This is a genomic window from Streptomyces sannanensis, assembly GCF_039536205.1.
Lineage (GTDB): Bacteria > Actinomycetota > Actinomycetes > Streptomycetales > Streptomycetaceae > Streptomyces > Streptomyces sannanensis.
The window spans coordinates 6,273,586-6,290,750 of the sequence record NZ_BAAAYL010000001.1; the positions used below are offsets into that span (position 1 = coordinate 6,273,586).

The following is a 17,165-nucleotide window of genomic DNA, read 5'->3' on the forward strand; positions in this document are numbered from 1 at the left end:
TCTCGGGGTTGTCGGAGGCGCCGACGACGGCGACGGAGTGCGGGTCGAAGAGGGCGTCCAGGCTCATCCGTACCATCCGAAGCGCTCGGCGATCACCGGCAGCCGGTCGGCGACGATCGCGTGCGCCGCCGCGCGAGGCGTGATCCCGTCGGCTTCGGCGCGCGTCAGCATCTGCTCCACCAGCGTGCGCATCGAGCGCCGGATGTGCGTGAACGCCTCGTCCGCGCCGGCGCCGATGTCGCCGAAGAGCGTCCACCACCACCAGGCGTTCGTGGCGGAGTTGACGACCACGTCCGGCAGTACGGAGATCCCGCGTGTGAAGAGCAGCGCCTCCGCCTCGGGCAGTACGGGCATGTTGGCCGCCTCGACGATCCAACGGGCCGTGATCCGCGCCTGGTTGGAGGCGTCGATCGTGTACGAGACGGCAGCCGGCACCAGCACCTCGGCCTCCGCGGACAGCCAGGCGTCGCCCGGCAGTTCGGCGTCCCCCGCCCGCAGCGCTTCACGGTCCACCGTTCCGTACGCGTCCCGCGAGGCCAGCAGCGCCTCGACGTCCAGGCCCTCCGGGTTGGCGATGGTGCCCTTGACGTCGGCCACTGCGACGATACTCAGTCCGGCCTGCGCCAGGAAACGCGCGGTCGCCCCGCCCATGGTGCCCAGCCCCTGCACCGACACCCGGGTCCCCTCGTACGGCACACCGGCCCGGTCCAGCGCCGTCAGCACCGACTCGGCGACCCCGCAGCCGCCCGCCAGCTCGTCGAGACCGATGCCGTCCACCTCGACGGCGAACGCGTCCGCGAGCCGCTGCCGGGCCGCGGCCTCGTCGTCCAGCAGCGGATACACGGCCTGCACGGAGGAGACCAGGCCTGCCTCGGCCACCGCCCTGTCGACGATGTCCTGGGTGAGTCCCAGGTCCTCGCCGGTGGTCCAGAAGTGCTCGATGTACGGGCGCATGGCCCGCAGATAGCGCACCAGCACGGCGTACGCCTCGGGGTCCCGGGGGTCGCAGTCGATACCGCCCTTGGCGCCGCCGAGCGGAACGTACCGGCCCTCGGGGTTGTAGTGGAGGGCCTCCTTCATGGTCATACCGCGGGCCAGCCCGGCGACCTCGTCGAGGGTGCAGCCCTCGCGCATCCGTAGTCCGCCGCTGGACACGCCGCGTACGAGCCGGTCGATCACCAGGTGACCCTGGCGGCCGGTGACATGGTCCGTCCAGGTGAGGGAGATCAGGGGGGTGGTCATCGGGGGGTCTCCTCGGGAACGGTGACGATGGTCGGGCCTGGGGTGGTCAGCGCTCGCGCCAGTGCGGCCGCGAGCTCCTCGGGTGAGCGGACTTCGGCGCCGTGTCCTCCGTACGCCCGGGCGAGCGTGGGCAGGTCGACGCGCGCCAGGTCGACAGCCGTCGGCGTGTCCCCACGGGCCGTCATCTCGTCGCGGATCTCGCCGTAGCCGCCGTTGTCGAACACGACCACGGGGAGCGGGTGTCGGAGCTGTGCCGCGGTGGCGAGCTCCTGCACGGAGAACTGCAGCCCGCCGTCGCCGCTGAGCGCGACGACCTGCCGCTCCGGGTACGCGGTCTTCGCGCCGACGGCCGCGGGCAGGGCGTAGCCGAGCGTTCCGAAGCCGGTGGGGTGCAGATACCGGCCCTCCGGGCCGACCGGCAGATGCGGCAGGGCGCCGTAGTAGCAGCACTGGGCACTGTCGGAGGTGATGACGGCATCCTCGGCGAGGACGCCGCGCATGGCACGGAGATACGGCACCCAGCGAGCGTCCCGCGTCCGCGTCTCGTCGTCGCGGGCGCCCCGGAGCGCCATGGCGAGGCGCCGGGCCTCGGCCGTCGAGGACGCCATGCGTGATGCCTGCGGTGACTCGCAGTCCGGGCCCATGCCGGCCGCGGCTGCCGGCCCGTTCTCGTGCAGCACGGCCAGGACGGCCCGCAGGGCCGCCGCAGCATCCCCGACCAGCGACACTTGCGCCGTCACGCCCGCGTACATCTGTGCCGGGTCCACGTCGGCCCGGATCAGCGTGCCGCTGAGCTCCGGCGGGGCCGACCACAGGTCGGACTCGGCCAGTTCCGTGCCGACGGCGAGGACGACATCGCAGTCCGCCAGCCACTTCTGCACGGCCGGGCTGTGCAGCGAGACGCCGAGCGACAGCGGGTGGCCTTCGTCCACGATGCCCTTGCCGTTCGCCGTGGTCACCACCGGCGCGCCCAACTCCTCCGCGAGCGCCAGGCATTCCGCCGCCGCGCCGCGCGCGCCCCCGCCGAGCACCAGCGCCGGGCGGCGTGAGGTGCGCAGGGCGTCCGCCGCCTCCCGCACCGAGGACGGATCCGGCGCCGACGGCACGGCAGGCGGCGCGAGCCGCACCTCGCCCACCGGCTCCGCCGCCTCCAGCAGATCGAGCGGCACCTCGATGTGCACCGGCCGCGGCCGGCCGGTACGGAACAGCGCGAACGCCCGGGCCACCGCCGCGCCGATCTCGTCCACCGACGACACCCGGTGACTGAAGGCGGCCACGCCCCGCATCGCCTCCGTCTGGCTGCGCATCTCGTGCAGCAGCCCACTGGACAGCCGGGGGTGGCGCAGGGGCATGCCGGGGGAGACGACGAGCAGCGGCACGCTGTCCGAGTACGCCTGGCCCACGGCCGCCGCGATGTTCAGCAGCGCGGGCCCGGTCGTGGTGATCGCGACACCGGGCCGCCCGCTCACCCGGGCGTACGCGTCGGCGGCGTAACCCGCGCCCTGCTCGTGACGTGGCGTCACATGTCGTATGCCGTAAGGCGGCAGGTGCCGGTAGATCTCCAGATTGTGCGTGCCGGGAATACCGAAGACGTCGGTGACGCCATGCGCGGCCAGGGCGCTGACGACCGCCTCGCCGCCCGTCGGGGCCATCTTCATCACAGACCCGGCGCCGGGGGTGAGCGGAACCGGCTCGGTGGGGAGGTCGGACATGGTGTCTCCAGATGGGGCGACAGCTTTAATTAACTGAACCGTCAGTCAGTATCAGGAGTTGTGGCCGGCCTTGTCAACGTGGCCGCATACTGAACCATGGATCAGTTCACGGCGGGGTGTGGAAGCTCGCGCGACGGACGGGCCGCGCCCGAATGTGACATCGCGGAATCCGACCGGCCACCGTGGGTGTGGAGACCGGCATGACGGATGAACAGCAGGACGCCCTGCTCAAGCTGATCGCCGAATACGACGGTGGGGTGCTGGTCACCCTCAAGCGGGACGGCAGGCCACAGCTCTCCAATGTGAACCACGCCTACTACCCCGACGAGCGTGTCATCCGCGTCTCCGTCACGGACGACCGAGCCAAGACCAGGAACCTGCGCCGCGATCCGCGCGCGAGCTACCACGTGACCAGCGACGACCGCTGGGCCTGGACCGTCGCCGAGGGAACCGCCGAGTTCAGCCCGGTCGCGGCCGGCCCGTACGACGCGACCGTCGAGGAGCTCATCACGCTCTATCGGGACGTACAGGGAGAGCACCCGGACTGGGACGACTACCGGCGCGCAATGGTCGAGGACCGGCGCCTCGTACTGCGGCTGCACATCGAGAAGGTGTACGGCCAGCCGTGCGGCTGAGTCCTGTCCGGCGTGATCGGCCGCACAGGAACCTGAGGGAACCCCAGCGGTGACGATGGCGTTCCCGCAATGTCATACCCACCGCACACGATGAGACGACACCGAGCCCCTGGAGGTGCTGTGACTGGCGCTGGTTCTCTGTTGCCACTGCGTTCCCGGCTTCGCACACTGAAGCCCACCGCCTTCGGGGCCGACCCCACCGGGGCGCGCATGGAGCGGATCCGGCGCTCGCCGAACTTCGCCGACGGGGTGTTCCAGAACCCCGTGGGTGCCAGGACCCGGCCCTCGGGCTCGGCCCTGGACTTCGCGAAGGTCTACTTCCGCAAGGAGGACCGGGTCCGCCGCGCTCCGGCCGGCGTCATTCCGGTGCACCCCACCACGCTCGCCGACCTCTCCAGGCCGCCCGCCTCGGGCCTGCGCCTCACCTGGATGGGACACTCCAGCGTGCTCGCCGAGATCGACGGGCGGCGGGTGCTCTTCGACCCGGTGTGGGGCGAGCGGTGCTCGCCCTTCGCGTTCGCCGGACCGAAGCGCCTGCATCCGGTGCCCGTGTCGCTCGCCGCACTGGGGCCCGTCGATGTCGTCGTCATCTCGCATGACCACTACGACCATCTCGACCTGCCCACGATCCGCGCGCTCGCGTCGATCGACACCGTCTTCGCCGTGCCGCTCGGCGTCGGTGCGCACCTCGAGCACTGGGGTGTGCCCCCCGGGCACCTGCGCGAACTCGACTGGAACGAGTCCACGGAAGTGGCCGGTACCAGGCTCACCGCCACCCCGGCCCGCCACTTCTGCGGCCGGGGCCTGCGCAACCGGCAGCACACCCTCTGGGCCTCCTGGGTGGTCACCGGGCCAAAGCACCGGATCTATCACAGTGGTGACACGGGCTACTTTCCCGGCTTCAAGGAGATCGGCGCCGAGCACGGCCCGTTCGACGCCACGATGATCCAGATTGGCGCGTACAGCGACTTCTGGCCGGACATCCACATGACGCCCGCCGAGGGTGTACAGGCACACCTCGATCTTCAGGGCAACGACCCGGCTGCCGGCGTGATGCTGCCGATCCACTGGGGGACCTTCAATCTGGCGCCCCATGCCTGGGCGGAGCCGGGTGAGTGGACGAAGGATGCCGCCGAGGAAGCCGGACAAGCGGTGGCGTTTCCTTGGCCCGGTGAGCCCTTCGAACCTGCTGGAAGGCTGCCGGCGGACTCCTGGTGGCGAGTGGTGTCCGCGCCTGTCGCGCGGCCGTGGCGCCGCCCCGGGGGTACGCAGACGGTGCCGGAGGCCGCTCGGGGCGATCTCGACCTTGCGGGCGAGCGGTGACAAGGACGGCTGGCCGGCGGCCGGGCCCGCGGCCCGGAGCGGCCCGCTGCCTCCGAGTTGGGCAGCCGGGTGTGGGGACGGTGAGCGAGCGGTAGCGTGGCGGGCATGGCGGACGAGGCGTATGAGAACCCGCGGCTGGCGGCACTTTACGATCCGCTCGATCCGGACCGCGGAGATCTGGACGTATACGTCGGCGTGGCCGAGAAATTGAATGCACGCCAGGTGCTCGACGTGGGGTGCGGGACGGGTACGTTCGCGCTGATGCTGGCCGACCGCGGGCTGGCGGTGACCGGCGTCGACCCCGCCGCGGCCTCCCTCGATGTCGCGCGGTGCAAGCGGGGCGGCGAGCGGGTGCGCTGGATCCACTGCGACGCGACGGCGCTCCCGGAGATGCGGGTCGACCTCGCCACCATGACCGCCAATGTGGTCCAGGAGATCGTGGACTCGAGGGCGTGGGAGGGCACCCTGCGCGGGATTCACTCCGCGCTGCGGCCGGGCGGTCACCTCGTCTTCGAGACCCGGGACCCGGCCCGGCGGGCGTGGGAGGAGTGGAACCGGGCCGCGACCCACCGCGTCGTCACCGTCGAAGGGGTCGGCCCCGTCGAAACCTGGGTGGATGTCACCGACGTCAGCCGGTCGCTGGTGACCTTCCGCAGCACCGTTGTCTTCACAGCGACTGGTGAGACGCTCACCTCCGATTCGACCCTCCGTTTCCGCGAGCGCGCGGAAGTGGAGGCCGACCTGACTGCGCACGGCTACGTGGTGGACGAGGTCCGCGACGCCCCGGACCGCCCCGGCCGGGAGTTCGTCTTCTTCGCCCGCCGCCCGGAGTGACCGGCAGGAGGCCTCGCCGGCGGCTGCGCCCCTGTGGCAGCCCACAGCTGCCTGCGGCTGACGGAGGCCGGTGCGGGCGTCAGGTCTGGACGGTGAGCCGGTAGAACTCCAGTTGGATGCCGTCCGGGTCGTGGAAAGCGATGGCGTCCCCTGTGGGGTGCTCCACGATGCCGGTGTGCGTGATACCCAGATCATCCAGCTTCTGTGCCTGCGCCCGCATTTCCTCGACGGTGTCGATGGCGAAGGACAGGTGGTCGAGTCCGATACGGCGGGGCGAGACGGGGCTGTCGTCGGCCTGCTCGGTGTGCCGGATCAGGCCGAGGAGCATACCCGCGGGCGTCTTCAGATAGCGGAAGGCGAACCCGTGGACGTCGTTGATGCCGTCCAGGACGCGGACGGCTTCGAGGAGCTCGCTGTACCACTTCTCGGCGCGGTCGAGGTCGCTGACGCTGAGGTCTACGTGCGAAAGGGCGTATCAAGGCATGGGCCGAATCTCTTTCCAATGGGTCGTCGGACAGCGTGGGTGAGTACGGGGGAGACGTCCGGGCGGGTCGCCGCCGTCAGCGCAGTGCCGCCTCGATCCAGGCACACAATTCGTCGGAGGACATGCCGACGACCTGCGTGACGCGCTCGGCCACATGGGGTGGGCCGCCGAGGCCGGTGAACTTCCGTCGCACCAGACCGGCGTGGTGCCGGCGGGTGTGGGGGCCGGCCGCGGCGAGCGGGATCATGCGTTCGCGGGTCGCGGTGCGGCCGTCGGTGAGCCGGACGGTGACACGGGCCCCGGTGAGTTTGCGGGCGTGGGCGAAGTCGCCCTCGTGCCCCCGGGCGTTCCGCGTCCGCCGCCAGAGCGACCGCCTCGGGACCGCCCAAGCTACGCAGCCATGCTTCGGCGTCGGGGCCGGCCCGGCGGACCGCCTCCCCGAAGGGCGCCTCGGAGGTGAACAGGGCCCGGGTCATGGCCGGGTCGTGGACGAGCCGGACCAGGCGAGCGGCCTGCCAGCGGGCCTGCTCGTCACGCCGGGGCGGGGTGAAGTCGCCGACGGAGAGTCCGCCGGTCAGAAAGGCCGTGGCGACGGTGTACGGGGTGTGAAGGACGAGGGCGCCGAGCGGGGCGCCGGGGCCGTGCACGTACCGCTCGGCCGTGCGCTGGGCGGCCAGCGTGTACAGGGAGGTCTCGACGACGATGTCCGCGATGTCGTCGGGGCGTCGGGGGGTCAGTGCCCGGTGCAGATCGAGGGCGCAGTCGATGGCCGCGTCCACGCCGGGCCCACCCGGGTGCATCTTGAAGGAGAGGGTGTCCGTGTGCCAGCGTTCGCCGAGACCGTCCGTGACGGCGCTCGGCAGTGGCACGGTGGCGAACCGGGCCAGGAAGCCGTCCGGGTGTTCCAGCAGGTCGGCCGGGCCCTGGAAGCCGGCGGCCGCCGCGTCGCAGGCGTCCATGGCGGTGCTCACCGGGGCGAAGGCGTTGAACAGGCGGGCGTCGCTGGCCAGGAAGGCCCGCAGGAGCGGCCAGGGCGGCATGGCGAGCGCCAGGCCGAGGGCGTCGGTCCACTGCTTTGCTCCGGCGCCCTCGCAGTGCAGGCGTCCGGCGGTGGCTCCTACGAGGTGGGTGTGCAGGGCGCTGTGCCCGCGCAGCGGGCCCAGGGTCGCCGCCGCGGTGATCCGGGCGGCGCACTCGTTGGCCGCGATGATCGAGGTGAGCAGGGCGGTGCCGTCCAGGCGGCGGTGATGGGCGTAGGCGAGGGGCACGGCGACCGTGGAGTTGGACAGGTGTCCGGCGTAGGCGGTGTCGTCGAGGTTGAGCCAGGAGCCCAGTCCGGCCAGGACACGTGCGGAAGCGCGGGGGTCGTCCTGGAACGGCGGACCGAATCCCTTGACCAGGAGGCGCCCCAGGGGCTGTTCGGCGCCGGCCCGGATGGACGCGAGCTGGGACAGGAGCTGGCTGGCGGCCAGGGCCAGCGTCCGCTCGGGTATGTCCTCGGGGCGCAGCGCGGCGGCCCACCGCGCGAGGGTGGCCAGGGGGGGTTCCGGGGCGCCCGGGCCGTGCGGGGCGGCTGTCGCAGGGCCCGCGGCCGGCGCCGCGGGACGGGCCGTGTTTTCGACGGTCATGCGGCGGCCCCCTCGGCGGGCAGTGCGCCCCACACTGGGATCATGGCGGGCAGGACCTCCAGGGTCATGGCGGGCCCGCCGGCCGACTGGAGTTCCCCGTCGTGCTCGTAGCACAGGGGCAGGCCGTCGAGACGTTCGACGCGGATCGTCCGGCCGCGTGCGTAGACGACGCCGGGGCGGCGCAGGTGGCTGCCGGTGAGGGTCAGTTCGGCGACCTGGGTGGGGTGCACCTCGCCGCCCACGGCGCAGACGTCCAGCAGGCCGTCGTCGGGGACCGACAGGGGAAGTACCAGGTACTGGCCGCCCCGGATGCGTCCGCCGCCGACGTTGGCGAACACGGTCTCGCCCTCGTGGCACACCGCGCCGTCGACGGTGACGCGACCCGGGTAGGCGGTGAACGTCTCCGCGGTGTCGGCCAGGGCGCGTGCGTAGCGCGCGGGGCCGGTCAGCGGGATGCCCCGGGCGGTCTCCAGCGCCTGGGCGATGACGCCGCTGCAGGCGCCGAGGCAGACCAGGGTGCCGGTCTCGATGAGCAGGGCGAGGTCGACGATGCGGCGTTCGGCACCGGCGGGGCCGACGAGTGCCGCGCGGACGGATTCCTGCCAGGGCCGGCAGCCCCAGAGCATCCGGTAGCCGGAGTTGCCGGTGCCCGCCGGAACGATGGCCAGCGCGGCGCCGGCGGGCCGCAGTCCGGCGGTCATGCCCGCGATCACCTCGCCCACTGTGCCGTCTCCGCCGACGGCGATGACAAGGTCCGGTGCGGTTGCCTCCGGCGCGTCCAGTGCCGCGCGCACGATGTCACGGGTGTCGCCGCGGCGCGTGGTGAGACGGATGTCGACGCGTTCGAGACGCGTCCGGCACAGGACGGTGAGTTCCGCCAGGATTTTCGTCCTCATGGTGCCGGCGGCGGGATTGGCGACGATCAGTGCTTTACGGGTGGGGAAAGTGTTCATTTCGTTCGGGGAAAACATCTGAGCGTCATCGGGCATGTCGTCCTCACGAATGCGCGTAAGCAGGAAAAGGATCAACGGCCGGGGTGGGACGAAGGCAGGAGAAGGTGGTCAGGCCCGACCAAAACGAAGTGACCGACAGTCGGTCAATGGATGTCGTCTCAGTGCGGGCCGGTGTCCTCCCCGGCCGTATCCGGCGCCTGCGGCAGCATCAGTCCGGTGTCAGAGGTGGGTCAGAGTGGGCTGGCACGATCATCTTGCTTCGGATGGATACGGACAGTCCGGAGCACAGCAGAACAGGCGAACCATCGCGCCGCGGACTTCTGTGAAATCCCGTAAGGCGCCTTGTTCTCGCGTTCCGGAAATCACTGGGACCGACCGGGAAAGGCCAACATGCTCTCGCCTTCTGGTAATGAGGCAGAAGAACGCAAAGTGCCCCAGCGCAGTTACGAGCTCTACGTCGCCGGCAAGGACATCGAGGGCGAGGGGTGGGTCTACACCGTCAGCGGCAGATCGCTTCTGGAGGACGTCTTCACCAGCGTGACGCTCAAGCGCACCCTGGAGCAGAACGCCGACGCGGCCGAGGCCGCACACCCGTATGTGGTGGGCCGCTGCGCCATCGCCGGCGACGAGGCACTGGACCTGGCGAGCGAGGCCGCGGCGAACGCCGCGCCGGGCTGGGCGGCCATGCCGCTGGAACTCCGTATGCGCCTGGGGCACCGCTTCCGCGAAGAACTCGAGCGCCGCCGCGACGAGTTCATCGACATGCTGATCGCCGAGGCGCACCCGGCCAAACTCGCCCGCTGGGAGCACAGCTCTCTGCTGCAGATCTTCAGCGAGGAGAGCCTCGGCTGGTACCAGCAGCAGATGCACACCGAGTTCCGGCACGGCAACCGCCGGCTGATCGTACGCCGGCAGCCCGACGGGGTCGTCGCCTTCAATCCCCCGCAGAACGCGCCGCTGCCCAGCGCCGCCCTCGGCGTGCTGTGCCTCATGTCCGGGAACTCCGTCATCATGCGCGCCCCGCGCAGTATCGCCCTCAGCACCATGTGGCTGATGCGGGACGTGGTCGCGCCGATCCTCGACGAACTGGGCGCCCCGCCCGGCACACTCAACGCCCTGTGCTCGAATCCCAAGCAGACGCTGGACCGCTGGGTCGCCAGTCCGCTGATCGACGACATCTTCTACATCGGCGGCAGCGCCGAGGGCCTGCGTTTCGAGCAGCAGTGCGTCGCGAACGGCAAGAAGGCCATTCTTGAACTGGCCGGCAACGACAACGTCGTCGTCTGGTCCGACGCCGACATCCCCCGAGCCGTCGAGGCCGTCACGGAGGCCTTCTACGGCTCGGGTCAGATCTGCATGGTGCCCAACGGCGTACTGGTGCACCCTGCCGTCGCCGACGAACTACTCGCCGAGCTCAAGGAGCAGGTCAAGCGCATCCGGCCCGGTTACCCGGAGGAGGAGGACGTCCTTCTCTCCCCGGTCCGGCGCAGCGAGCGGTTCTTCCGCCTCCTGGGCCAGGCCCTGGACCAGGGCGGCGAACTCGTCACCGGCGGGCGCCGTATGGAGGTCGACGGCACACCCTCGGACACCGGCGTCTTCCTTCAGCCCACCGTGGTACGGGTCGACGGCCTGGCCCGCGCCCGGGAGTACGACATCGTCCGCGAGGAGACGTTCTTCCCGCTGATCCCCGTCGTCGTCGCCGAGCCCGCGCCCGACGACGAACTCCTGGCCCGTTTCGTGGACTTCACCAACTCCAACTCCTACGGGCTGCGCAACTCGCTGTGGTCCCGCTCCGACGACGTCATCGACACCTTCGTGCGGCAGGTCACCAACGGCGGACTGCTGAAGATCAACGACTCCCACATGGGATGCGTCCCCTACCTGCCCACCCACGGCGGCACCGGCATGACCGGCGGAGCATTCGGCGAGGCCAACTACCCGATGCTCAAGACCTCCCACCTGCAAGGTGTCAGCATCGCCCGGGACGTGAGCCCTTACGAGGCGGTCTTCGGCGCCTGAGTGCCGACACCCCCATCCCCCATCCCCCCATCCCCTGCTTCTCCCGAACCCACCGGAGGTACCTGTGCGTTCCCTCGACCGAGCCCGTGCCGTCTGCGAGCAGTACCACCCCGGGCTGCTCAAGGCCCTGGAAGAGATCCCGTACGACGACCGTGAGAAGCCCGGCGGCCCGGCCATCGACCTGTTCCGCGCCCACGGTGGCGTCGGTCTGCTGATCCCGGCCGAGTTCGGCGGTCAGGGCGTGACTCCGCTGGAGGCCGTACGGGTGCAGGAGGCTCTGGGCGCGGTCTCCCCGTCGCTCGCCGCCGCCACCACGATGCACCACTTCACCGCCGCCATGCTCTACGCACTGGCCGACCAGCAGGACCGGCTGACCCCGGCCCAGGTGGACCTGCTGCACCGGATCGTGCCGGAACAGAGGCTGATGGCCTCCGGCTGGGCCGAGGGGCGCACCCAGCAGAACATTCTCGCTCCGACCGTGACCGCGGTGCCCGTCGAGGGCGGCTACCGCCTGTCGGGCTCCAAGAAGCCGTGCAGCCTGTCGGGCTCGATGGACCTGCTGACGGCCAGCATCTCCGTACCGGGCGCCGACGGCAGCCCCGAGCTCGCTCTCGCGATCGTGCCGGCCGATTCGGACGGCCTGAGCGTCCACCCCTTCTGGGGCAGCGAGCTGCTGGCCGCCGCCGAGAGCGAAGAGGTACGCCTCCAGGACGTGTTCGTGCCGGAGGAGCTGGTGGTACGCACCTCCGCAGACGACCCGCACCGCCTGGACGATCTCCAGACAGCCGGTTTCATCTGGTTCGTCCTGCTCATCTCCGCCGGGTACACGGGGGCGGCGTCCGCCCTCGTCGAGGACGTCGTCCGCAGGGAGCGCGGCAACCCCACCGAGCGCGCGGCCCTCGCGATCCACCACGAGGCGGCCGTGGCCCTGCTGGAGGGCGCCGCCCGGGCCGTGCAGAGCGACGTCGAGGGCGAGGAGGCGGTGGCCGGAGCGCTGGTGGCCCGCTACACCGTGCAGGAAGCCCTGGTCACCAATGCCAACCGGGCGCTGGAACTCCTCGGTGGCATGGACTTCATCACCGGCTCGCCGAACGCCCGGCTCGCTGCGTCGATACGCCCGCTCGCCTTCCACCCGCCGGCCAGGCCGGCCGCCGCCGAGCCGCTGTTGCGCTACTTCGGCGGCGGCCATCTGGACCTGGCCTGACCGGCGCCGAAGCGCGCCGGCGCCACGGCCGTGCGCAGTCTTCCCGCCATTGCCGACCTCCGCGGATCCCGCGGCTCCGCACGTTCCCTGGGAGTGACATCTCTTGACAACGATTCAGGAAACACGGCCTGACGCCGGGGTACCCGGCACCGGAGCACCGAGCGCGGAAGAGGAGACCCTCCGGCTCTACCGGGCCCATCTGAGCAAGGGACGGGCGACGCTCGCCGAGCTGTTCGGCAGCCACATGGAGGTGGAGTCCTCCGGCGTCTGGCTGACCACCAGCGACGGGGAACGTTTCCTCAACGCGGGCGGCTACGGGGTGTTCATCATGGGAGCCCGCCACCCTCGGGTGGTGGAGGCCGTCGAACGGCAGCTGCGCACCCACCCCGCCGCGACCCGCATCCTGCTCGAGCCGACGGCCGCCCGCGCCGCCGAGTCGCTGGTGTCGGTGATGCCCGAGGGCCTTGACCGGGTGCACTTCGCCCTCTCGGGCGCCGAGGCGGTCGAGACCGGCCTGAAGCTCGCCCGCGCCAACGGCTTCAGGCGCACCGTCTCCATGACCGGCGGCTACCACGGCAAGACCCTGGGAGCCCTGTCGGCCACCGCCAAGGATGTCTACCAGCAGCCCTTCCGGCCGCTCGTACCCGACTTCCTGCACCTGCCGTTCGGGGACGCGGACGCCCTGGAGGCCGAGCTGTCGGCCCATCCCGGAGAGGTGTGCGTCATCCTCGAACCCGTCCAGGGCGAGGGCGGTGTGATCATGCCGCCCAAGGGCTATCTGAAACAGGTCGAGCAACTGGTCCGCGAGTACGACGGATTCCTGATCCTCGACGAGATCCAGTCGGGCCTGGGCCGGCTGGGGGAGTGGTGGGGAGCCGACATCGAAGGCGTGGTCCCCGACGTCATGCTCACCGGCAAGGCCCTGGGCGGTGGCGTGGTCCCGGTCTCGGCCGCGGTCGCCACCCGCAAGGCGTTCCGTCCTTTCGACAAGGACCCCTTCCTCCACACCGCGACCTTCTCCGGGCAGCCGCTGCTCATGGCCGCCGTCCAGGCCTCCATCGAGACGATCAGGGAGGAGCGGCTGGTCACCAAGGCCGTCGACATCGGCGGCACCCTGCTGCCGAAGCTCACCGAGATCGCCCGCCGCAACATCCCCGACCTGCTGGTGGATGTTCGCGGTCGGGGTCTGCTGATCGGCGTCGAGCTGGTCGAGGCCGGCCTCGCGGGTGAGCTGCTGATCGAACTGTTCAACCACGGTGTCGTCGCCAACCACTCCATGAACGGCAGCGCCGTGGTGCGGTTCACCCCGCCGGCCACCCTCACCGGCACCGACGTGCAATACCTCCTCGACTCATTCGACAAGGCCACCCGCGACCTCGTCCAGGGTTCGGCCAAGATGCCGGAAGGCGGTAACTGAACGTGCGGCACGTTGAGCTGAAGGCCCTGGTCCCCTCCGAGGACGCCCGGACCGTTTTCGACGCGGTGATCAGGTGGGAGCGGTACCCGGAACTCGCGCCCCATGTGCACACCACCACCGTGCACGCCTCCCTGCCCTCCACCGAGTGCAGCTCCAGTTGGGAACTGCACTTCCGCAGCGGGCTGCTGCGCTGGACCGAGAGGGACGAGTTCTCCGTCGAGGATCTGACGGCCCGCTTCGAGCAGACCGACGGGGACTTCGACAGCTTCACCGGCCGGTGGATCCTGCGCCAGGAGGGCGCCGACGTCGCCGTCGACTTCGAGGCCGATTTCGACTTCGGCATCCCCAGTCTCGAGGGAATCCTCGACCCCATTGCCGAGCGTGTCATCAAGGAGAGCGTCGCCTGGGCGGTGACCGGCCTCTTCCCGGGCGTCAGGGTGCTGGGCGACGCCAATCTGACCGACGCCCGGCCGGAGACCGCCGTAGCGTGACCCGCTGCCCTGACAGGAGCTGAGCCGTGGATCAGGCCAACCCGTTCGAGACGCCACGTACCTACTCACTGCACCGGGCCGAGTACCTCGTCGGCCTGGCCGTCACCACCGGTCTGATCATCGCCCACCTGGGCGACATCCGATGGGTGCCGGCCCTCGTACTGTTCTTCTACATCGACCTGATCGGGTACATCCCCGGCGCCATCGCCTTCCGGCGCAGCGGGGGCCGCCCGATCTCCAAGACGTACTACGTGCTCTACAACGTCATGCACAGCCTGATCACTCAGGCCGCGGTCGCGGCCCTGTGGTGCTGGTTGATCGAGCCGGAGTGGGCGTTGCTGATGCTGCCCTTCCACCTCTTCGGCGACCGGGGACTGTTCGGCAACTTCATGAAGTCCTTCGCGCTGCCCTTCGAACCGGTTCGCCAGCCCGGCTACCTGCGGCTGCTGGACGACCTGGGGATCAAGCACCCCAAGCCGGTGGGCCACACGAGCGACCCGGCCCCCGTGGGCCACATCCCCTCGGCACGGACCCCCGCCCGCGCCGACCGCGCCCGTCAGGAGGCCGCGCGATGAGCACCGCGCTGCGCTCCCGCACCGGGCCGGCCCACGGGCACCGCACTCCCGAGGGACGTCTCCGGCGACGCCAGGCCCTGTACCACCTGACTGCCCCGGTCGCCGTGCTGGCGGTCGGCCACGAAGGACAGATGCACGGCACCACCGTCAGTACCGTGACCACCGTGTCCCGGGAGCCGCTGCTGCTCGGTACCTGTCTCAGGAGCGGATCGAAGTTCGCCGAGCTCGCGGCGGCCTCGGGGCGGTACACCGTCAACGTGCTCACGGCGGCGCAGGCCGACCTGGCCCGCTACTTCTCCGACTCCTCCCGGCCCGATGGCCCGGCCCAGTTCGACGGCCTGCGGTGGGACCTCGATGCGTACGCCCACGCGCCCCGGCTCGACGGCGCACTGGCCCATTACACCTGCCGCCTCTTCGGTATCTCGCGGGTGGGGGACCACGAAGTGGTCATCGGCCACGTGACCCATGCCGCTGTCGCCGACGGCGACCCCCTGCTCAGCTACGCCGGCGGGCTGTTCACCGGCCCGCTCTCCCCCGCCCGGGATCCCGGACCGGGCAGCCAGACCAGGAAGGAGACCGCGGCATGACCGCACCTGTGGCATCTGAGGCGGATTGGGACAAGGCACCCGGTCTGCTGGACGGCGCGAAGGAACTCAGGCTCGGCCCCGAGGACTGCGACCTCTCCTATTGGTTCACCTCCGTGGCACAGGGGACCCTGCGGGACCGCGGCGACACCGGACACCATGCCGACGCCGCCGTCCCGGACTTCCTCAAGGAGCCCGGTCCGCTGCGGGACGCCCTCATCCTGGAGTTCGGTTTCCGGGCCCTGTCCGAGGAGATGGCCACCCGCATCCTCGGCCGCTACGTCACCATCGCCCCGGGCATTGCGGAGATGGAGTTCTACGCCACCCAGCTCATCGACGAGGCCCGGCACGCCCGGGTGTTCCGCAACCACCTCGTCGAACTGGGCCACCCCGCCGACAGCCTGCTGCGGGACATCGACGAGATGGCCGCCGACTACCGGCGCCGGGTACTGGAGCCGGTCAAGGAGTTCACGGACGAGATCGTGACCGGTCAGTCCGACTTCATCGGCGGTGTCGCCGTGTTCGCCATCGTCATCGAGGGTGTGCTCGCACCCGCCGCCGAGCTGAGCGAGCGCAAGTGGACCCCGCTGTCGCCCGCCACCGGGGAGATCTCCCGCGGCACCGCCATCGACGAGATCCGGCACTTGACCGTGGCCAGCACCATTCTGCGCGACCACGTCGTCAAGCACCCGGAGTACCGCCCCAGGCTCCTGGAGATCCTCCGGGCCGGAGCACGGCTCTGGGACGAGCTCCCGGACCGCGAGTACGTCCTGCCCCGCGAGGAGATGTTCCAGAAGGGCATGCTCGAGCACGCCGACAAGATCGGCGACTACGAGCTGTGGCCCGGCGTGCGGATGCTCGACACCACACCGGCGCAGCGCTACGACATGGCCGAGCAGTGGACCGACGAGATGGCCGAGGCCCGCATGGCCTACATGGGCCTGCCCGTCGAAGTGCTGGCCGGCGGCCAGGGGAGCCAGGGATGAGCACCGCTCCCGAGGGAGGGCAGGTTCCCACGGGGCGATCCGCCGTGGTGGCCGGCATCGGGTCGTACGTGCCGCCGGACGTGGTGACCAACGAGGACCTCACGGCCCGGCTGGACACCTCCGACGAATGGATCCGCAGCCGCACCGGAATCGCCACGCGCCACGTGGTCTCCGCGGGCACCGCCACGTCCGACCTGGCTGTGGAGGCCGGGCGGCGGGCCCTGAAGTCGGCGGGCAGCGCGGACGTCGACGCGGTGGTCCTCGCCACCACGACACCGGACCACCCGTGCCCGGCCACTGCCCCGGCCGTGGCCGCTCAGCTGGGGCTCTCGGACGTGCCGGCCTTCGATGTCGCCGCCGTGTGCACCGGATTCCTCTACGGCCTGGCCTCGGCCGGCGGCCTGATCGCGACGGGCATCGCGGACCGGGTGCTGCTCGTCGCCGCGGACGCGTTCACCACCATCATCGACCCCGAGGACCGCACCACCGCCGTGATCTTCGCGGACGGCGCGGGCGCGGTGGTGCTGCGTGCGGGCCGGCCGGACGAACCGGGCGCCGTGGGACCCCTGGTCCTGGGCAGCGACGGCAGTCTCGCCGACCTCATCGAGGTGCCGGCAGGCGGCTCGCGGCAGCGCTCCACCGGCCGGGGCGCACCCCCCGAGGACCACTTCTTCCGTATGCGGGGCCGCGACACCTACCGGCACGCGGTCGAGCGCATGACCGCCGCCTCGCGCAAGGCCGTCGAGCGCCGTGGATGGAAGCTGGCCGACATCGACCGGTTCGCCGCGCACCAGGCGAACGCCCGCATCCTCACCGCGGTCGCGGACCGGCTTCTGATCCCGGCCGACCGGCAGCTGTCCAACATCGAGCACGTCGGCAACACCGGTGGCGCCTCGATCCCGCTGCTGCTGTCCCAGGCCGCGCAGGACGGCCGGCTGTCCGACGGACAGAAGGTACTGCTCACCGCGTTCGGCGGTGGGCTGGCCTGGGGCGCCACCACCTTGACCTGGCCGGATCTCGACCCGTTCTGACGGGCGGCACCGCCGGTACGCCCCCACCCCACACACCGCGACATCCA

General features: G+C 71.0%; 15 protein-coding genes and 1 pseudogene. 11 read left to right on the plus strand and 5 right to left on the minus strand.

From position 1 onward, the window contains the following. Window positions 1–63 precede the first annotated feature (63 nt). Window positions 64–1,242, minus strand: a complete 1,179-nt coding sequence (locus ABD858_RS29240) for a glutamate dehydrogenase (RefSeq protein ID WP_345043086.1) — start codon at window positions 1,240–1,242, stop codon at window positions 64–66. Then, window positions 1,239–2,954 carry a 5-guanidino-2-oxopentanoate decarboxylase gene (locus ABD858_RS29245; RefSeq protein ID WP_345043089.1) on the minus strand — a complete coding sequence of 572 codons (1,716 nt, stop codon included), beginning with the start codon at window positions 2,952–2,954 and terminating at the stop codon, window positions 1,239–1,241. The genes ABD858_RS29240 and ABD858_RS29245 overlap by 4 nt, the downstream gene beginning before the upstream one ends. A 200-nt stretch (window positions 2,955–3,154) precedes the next feature. Here ABD858_RS29245 and ABD858_RS29250 point away from each other — a divergent pair, with 200 nt between their 5' ends. The 3 genes from ABD858_RS29250 (at window position 3,155) to ABD858_RS29260 (ending at window position 5,746) form a co-directional block, all read left to right on the plus strand. After that, a complete protein-coding gene (locus tag ABD858_RS29250; protein WP_345043090.1) occupies window positions 3,155–3,589 on the plus strand; it encodes a PPOX class F420-dependent oxidoreductase in 435 nt (144 codons plus the stop codon). A 120-nt stretch (window positions 3,590–3,709) separates the two neighbouring features. Next, on the plus strand, window positions 3,710–4,912 hold the full coding sequence (locus ABD858_RS29255) for an MBL fold metallo-hydrolase (RefSeq protein ID WP_345043092.1): 1,203 nt from the start codon (window positions 3,710–3,712) through the stop codon (window positions 4,910–4,912). A gap of 105 nt (window positions 4,913–5,017) precedes the next feature. Further along, on the plus strand, window positions 5,018–5,746 hold the full coding sequence (locus ABD858_RS29260; protein WP_345043095.1) for a class I SAM-dependent methyltransferase: 729 nt from the start codon (window positions 5,018–5,020) through the stop codon (window positions 5,744–5,746). Window positions 5,747–5,825: 79 nt separating this feature from the next. Here ABD858_RS29260 and ABD858_RS29265 read toward each other — a convergent pair. The 3 genes and pseudogenes from ABD858_RS29265 to ABD858_RS29275 form a co-directional block, all read right to left on the minus strand. Continuing rightward, a pseudogene (locus ABD858_RS29265) lies at window positions 5,826–6,155 on the minus strand (VOC family protein); the annotation flags it as partial. 47 nt (window positions 6,156–6,202) lie between these two features. After that, window positions 6,203–7,858, minus strand: a complete 1,656-nt coding sequence (locus ABD858_RS29270) for an MmgE/PrpD family protein (RefSeq protein ID WP_345043097.1) — start codon at window positions 7,856–7,858, stop codon at window positions 6,203–6,205. Further along, window positions 7,855–8,811, minus strand: a complete 957-nt coding sequence (locus ABD858_RS29275) for a diacylglycerol/lipid kinase family protein (RefSeq protein WP_345043101.1) — start codon at window positions 8,809–8,811, stop codon at window positions 7,855–7,857. The genes ABD858_RS29270 and ABD858_RS29275 overlap by 4 nt, the downstream gene beginning before the upstream one ends. A 390-nt stretch (window positions 8,812–9,201) precedes the next feature. Between ABD858_RS29275 and ABD858_RS29280 the strand changes: the two genes are divergently transcribed. From ABD858_RS29280 to ABD858_RS29315, 8 genes are all read left to right on the plus strand, one after another. Then, entirely contained in the window at window positions 9,202–10,830 is a 1,629-nt protein-coding gene (locus ABD858_RS29280; protein WP_345043103.1) for an aldehyde dehydrogenase family protein, read from the plus strand. Window positions 10,831–10,894: 64 nt separating this feature from the next. Further along, entirely contained in the window at window positions 10,895–12,034 is a 1,140-nt protein-coding gene (locus tag ABD858_RS29285; RefSeq protein ID WP_345043106.1) for an acyl-CoA dehydrogenase family protein, read from the plus strand. A 103-nt stretch (window positions 12,035–12,137) separates the two neighbouring features. Continuing rightward, window positions 12,138–13,451, plus strand: a complete 1,314-nt coding sequence (locus tag ABD858_RS29290) for an aspartate aminotransferase family protein (protein WP_425586269.1) — start codon at window positions 12,138–12,140, stop codon at window positions 13,449–13,451. Window positions 13,452–13,453: 2 nt separating this feature from the next. Further along, window positions 13,454–13,942: a type II toxin-antitoxin system RatA family toxin gene (locus ABD858_RS29295; RefSeq protein WP_345043108.1), complete on the plus strand. Its 489-nt coding sequence runs from the start codon at window positions 13,454–13,456 to the stop codon at window positions 13,940–13,942. 26 nt (window positions 13,943–13,968) lie between these two features. Beyond that, complete coding sequence (locus ABD858_RS29300; protein ID WP_345043110.1) at window positions 13,969–14,517, plus strand: hypothetical protein; 549 nt, start codon at window positions 13,969–13,971, stop codon at window positions 14,515–14,517. Further along, entirely contained in the window at window positions 14,514–15,104 is a 591-nt protein-coding gene (locus ABD858_RS29305) for a flavin reductase family protein (protein WP_345043112.1), read from the plus strand. The genes ABD858_RS29300 and ABD858_RS29305 overlap by 4 nt, the downstream gene beginning before the upstream one ends. After that, complete coding sequence (locus tag ABD858_RS29310) at window positions 15,101–16,087, plus strand: ferritin family protein (RefSeq protein WP_345043115.1); 987 nt, start codon at window positions 15,101–15,103, stop codon at window positions 16,085–16,087. Before ABD858_RS29305 ends, ABD858_RS29310 begins: the two co-directional genes overlap by 4 nt. After that, complete coding sequence (locus ABD858_RS29315) at window positions 16,084–17,118, plus strand: beta-ketoacyl-ACP synthase III (RefSeq protein WP_345043117.1); 1,035 nt, start codon at window positions 16,084–16,086, stop codon at window positions 17,116–17,118. Before ABD858_RS29310 ends, ABD858_RS29315 begins: the two co-directional genes overlap by 4 nt. Window positions 17,119–17,165: the final 47 nt, after the last annotated feature.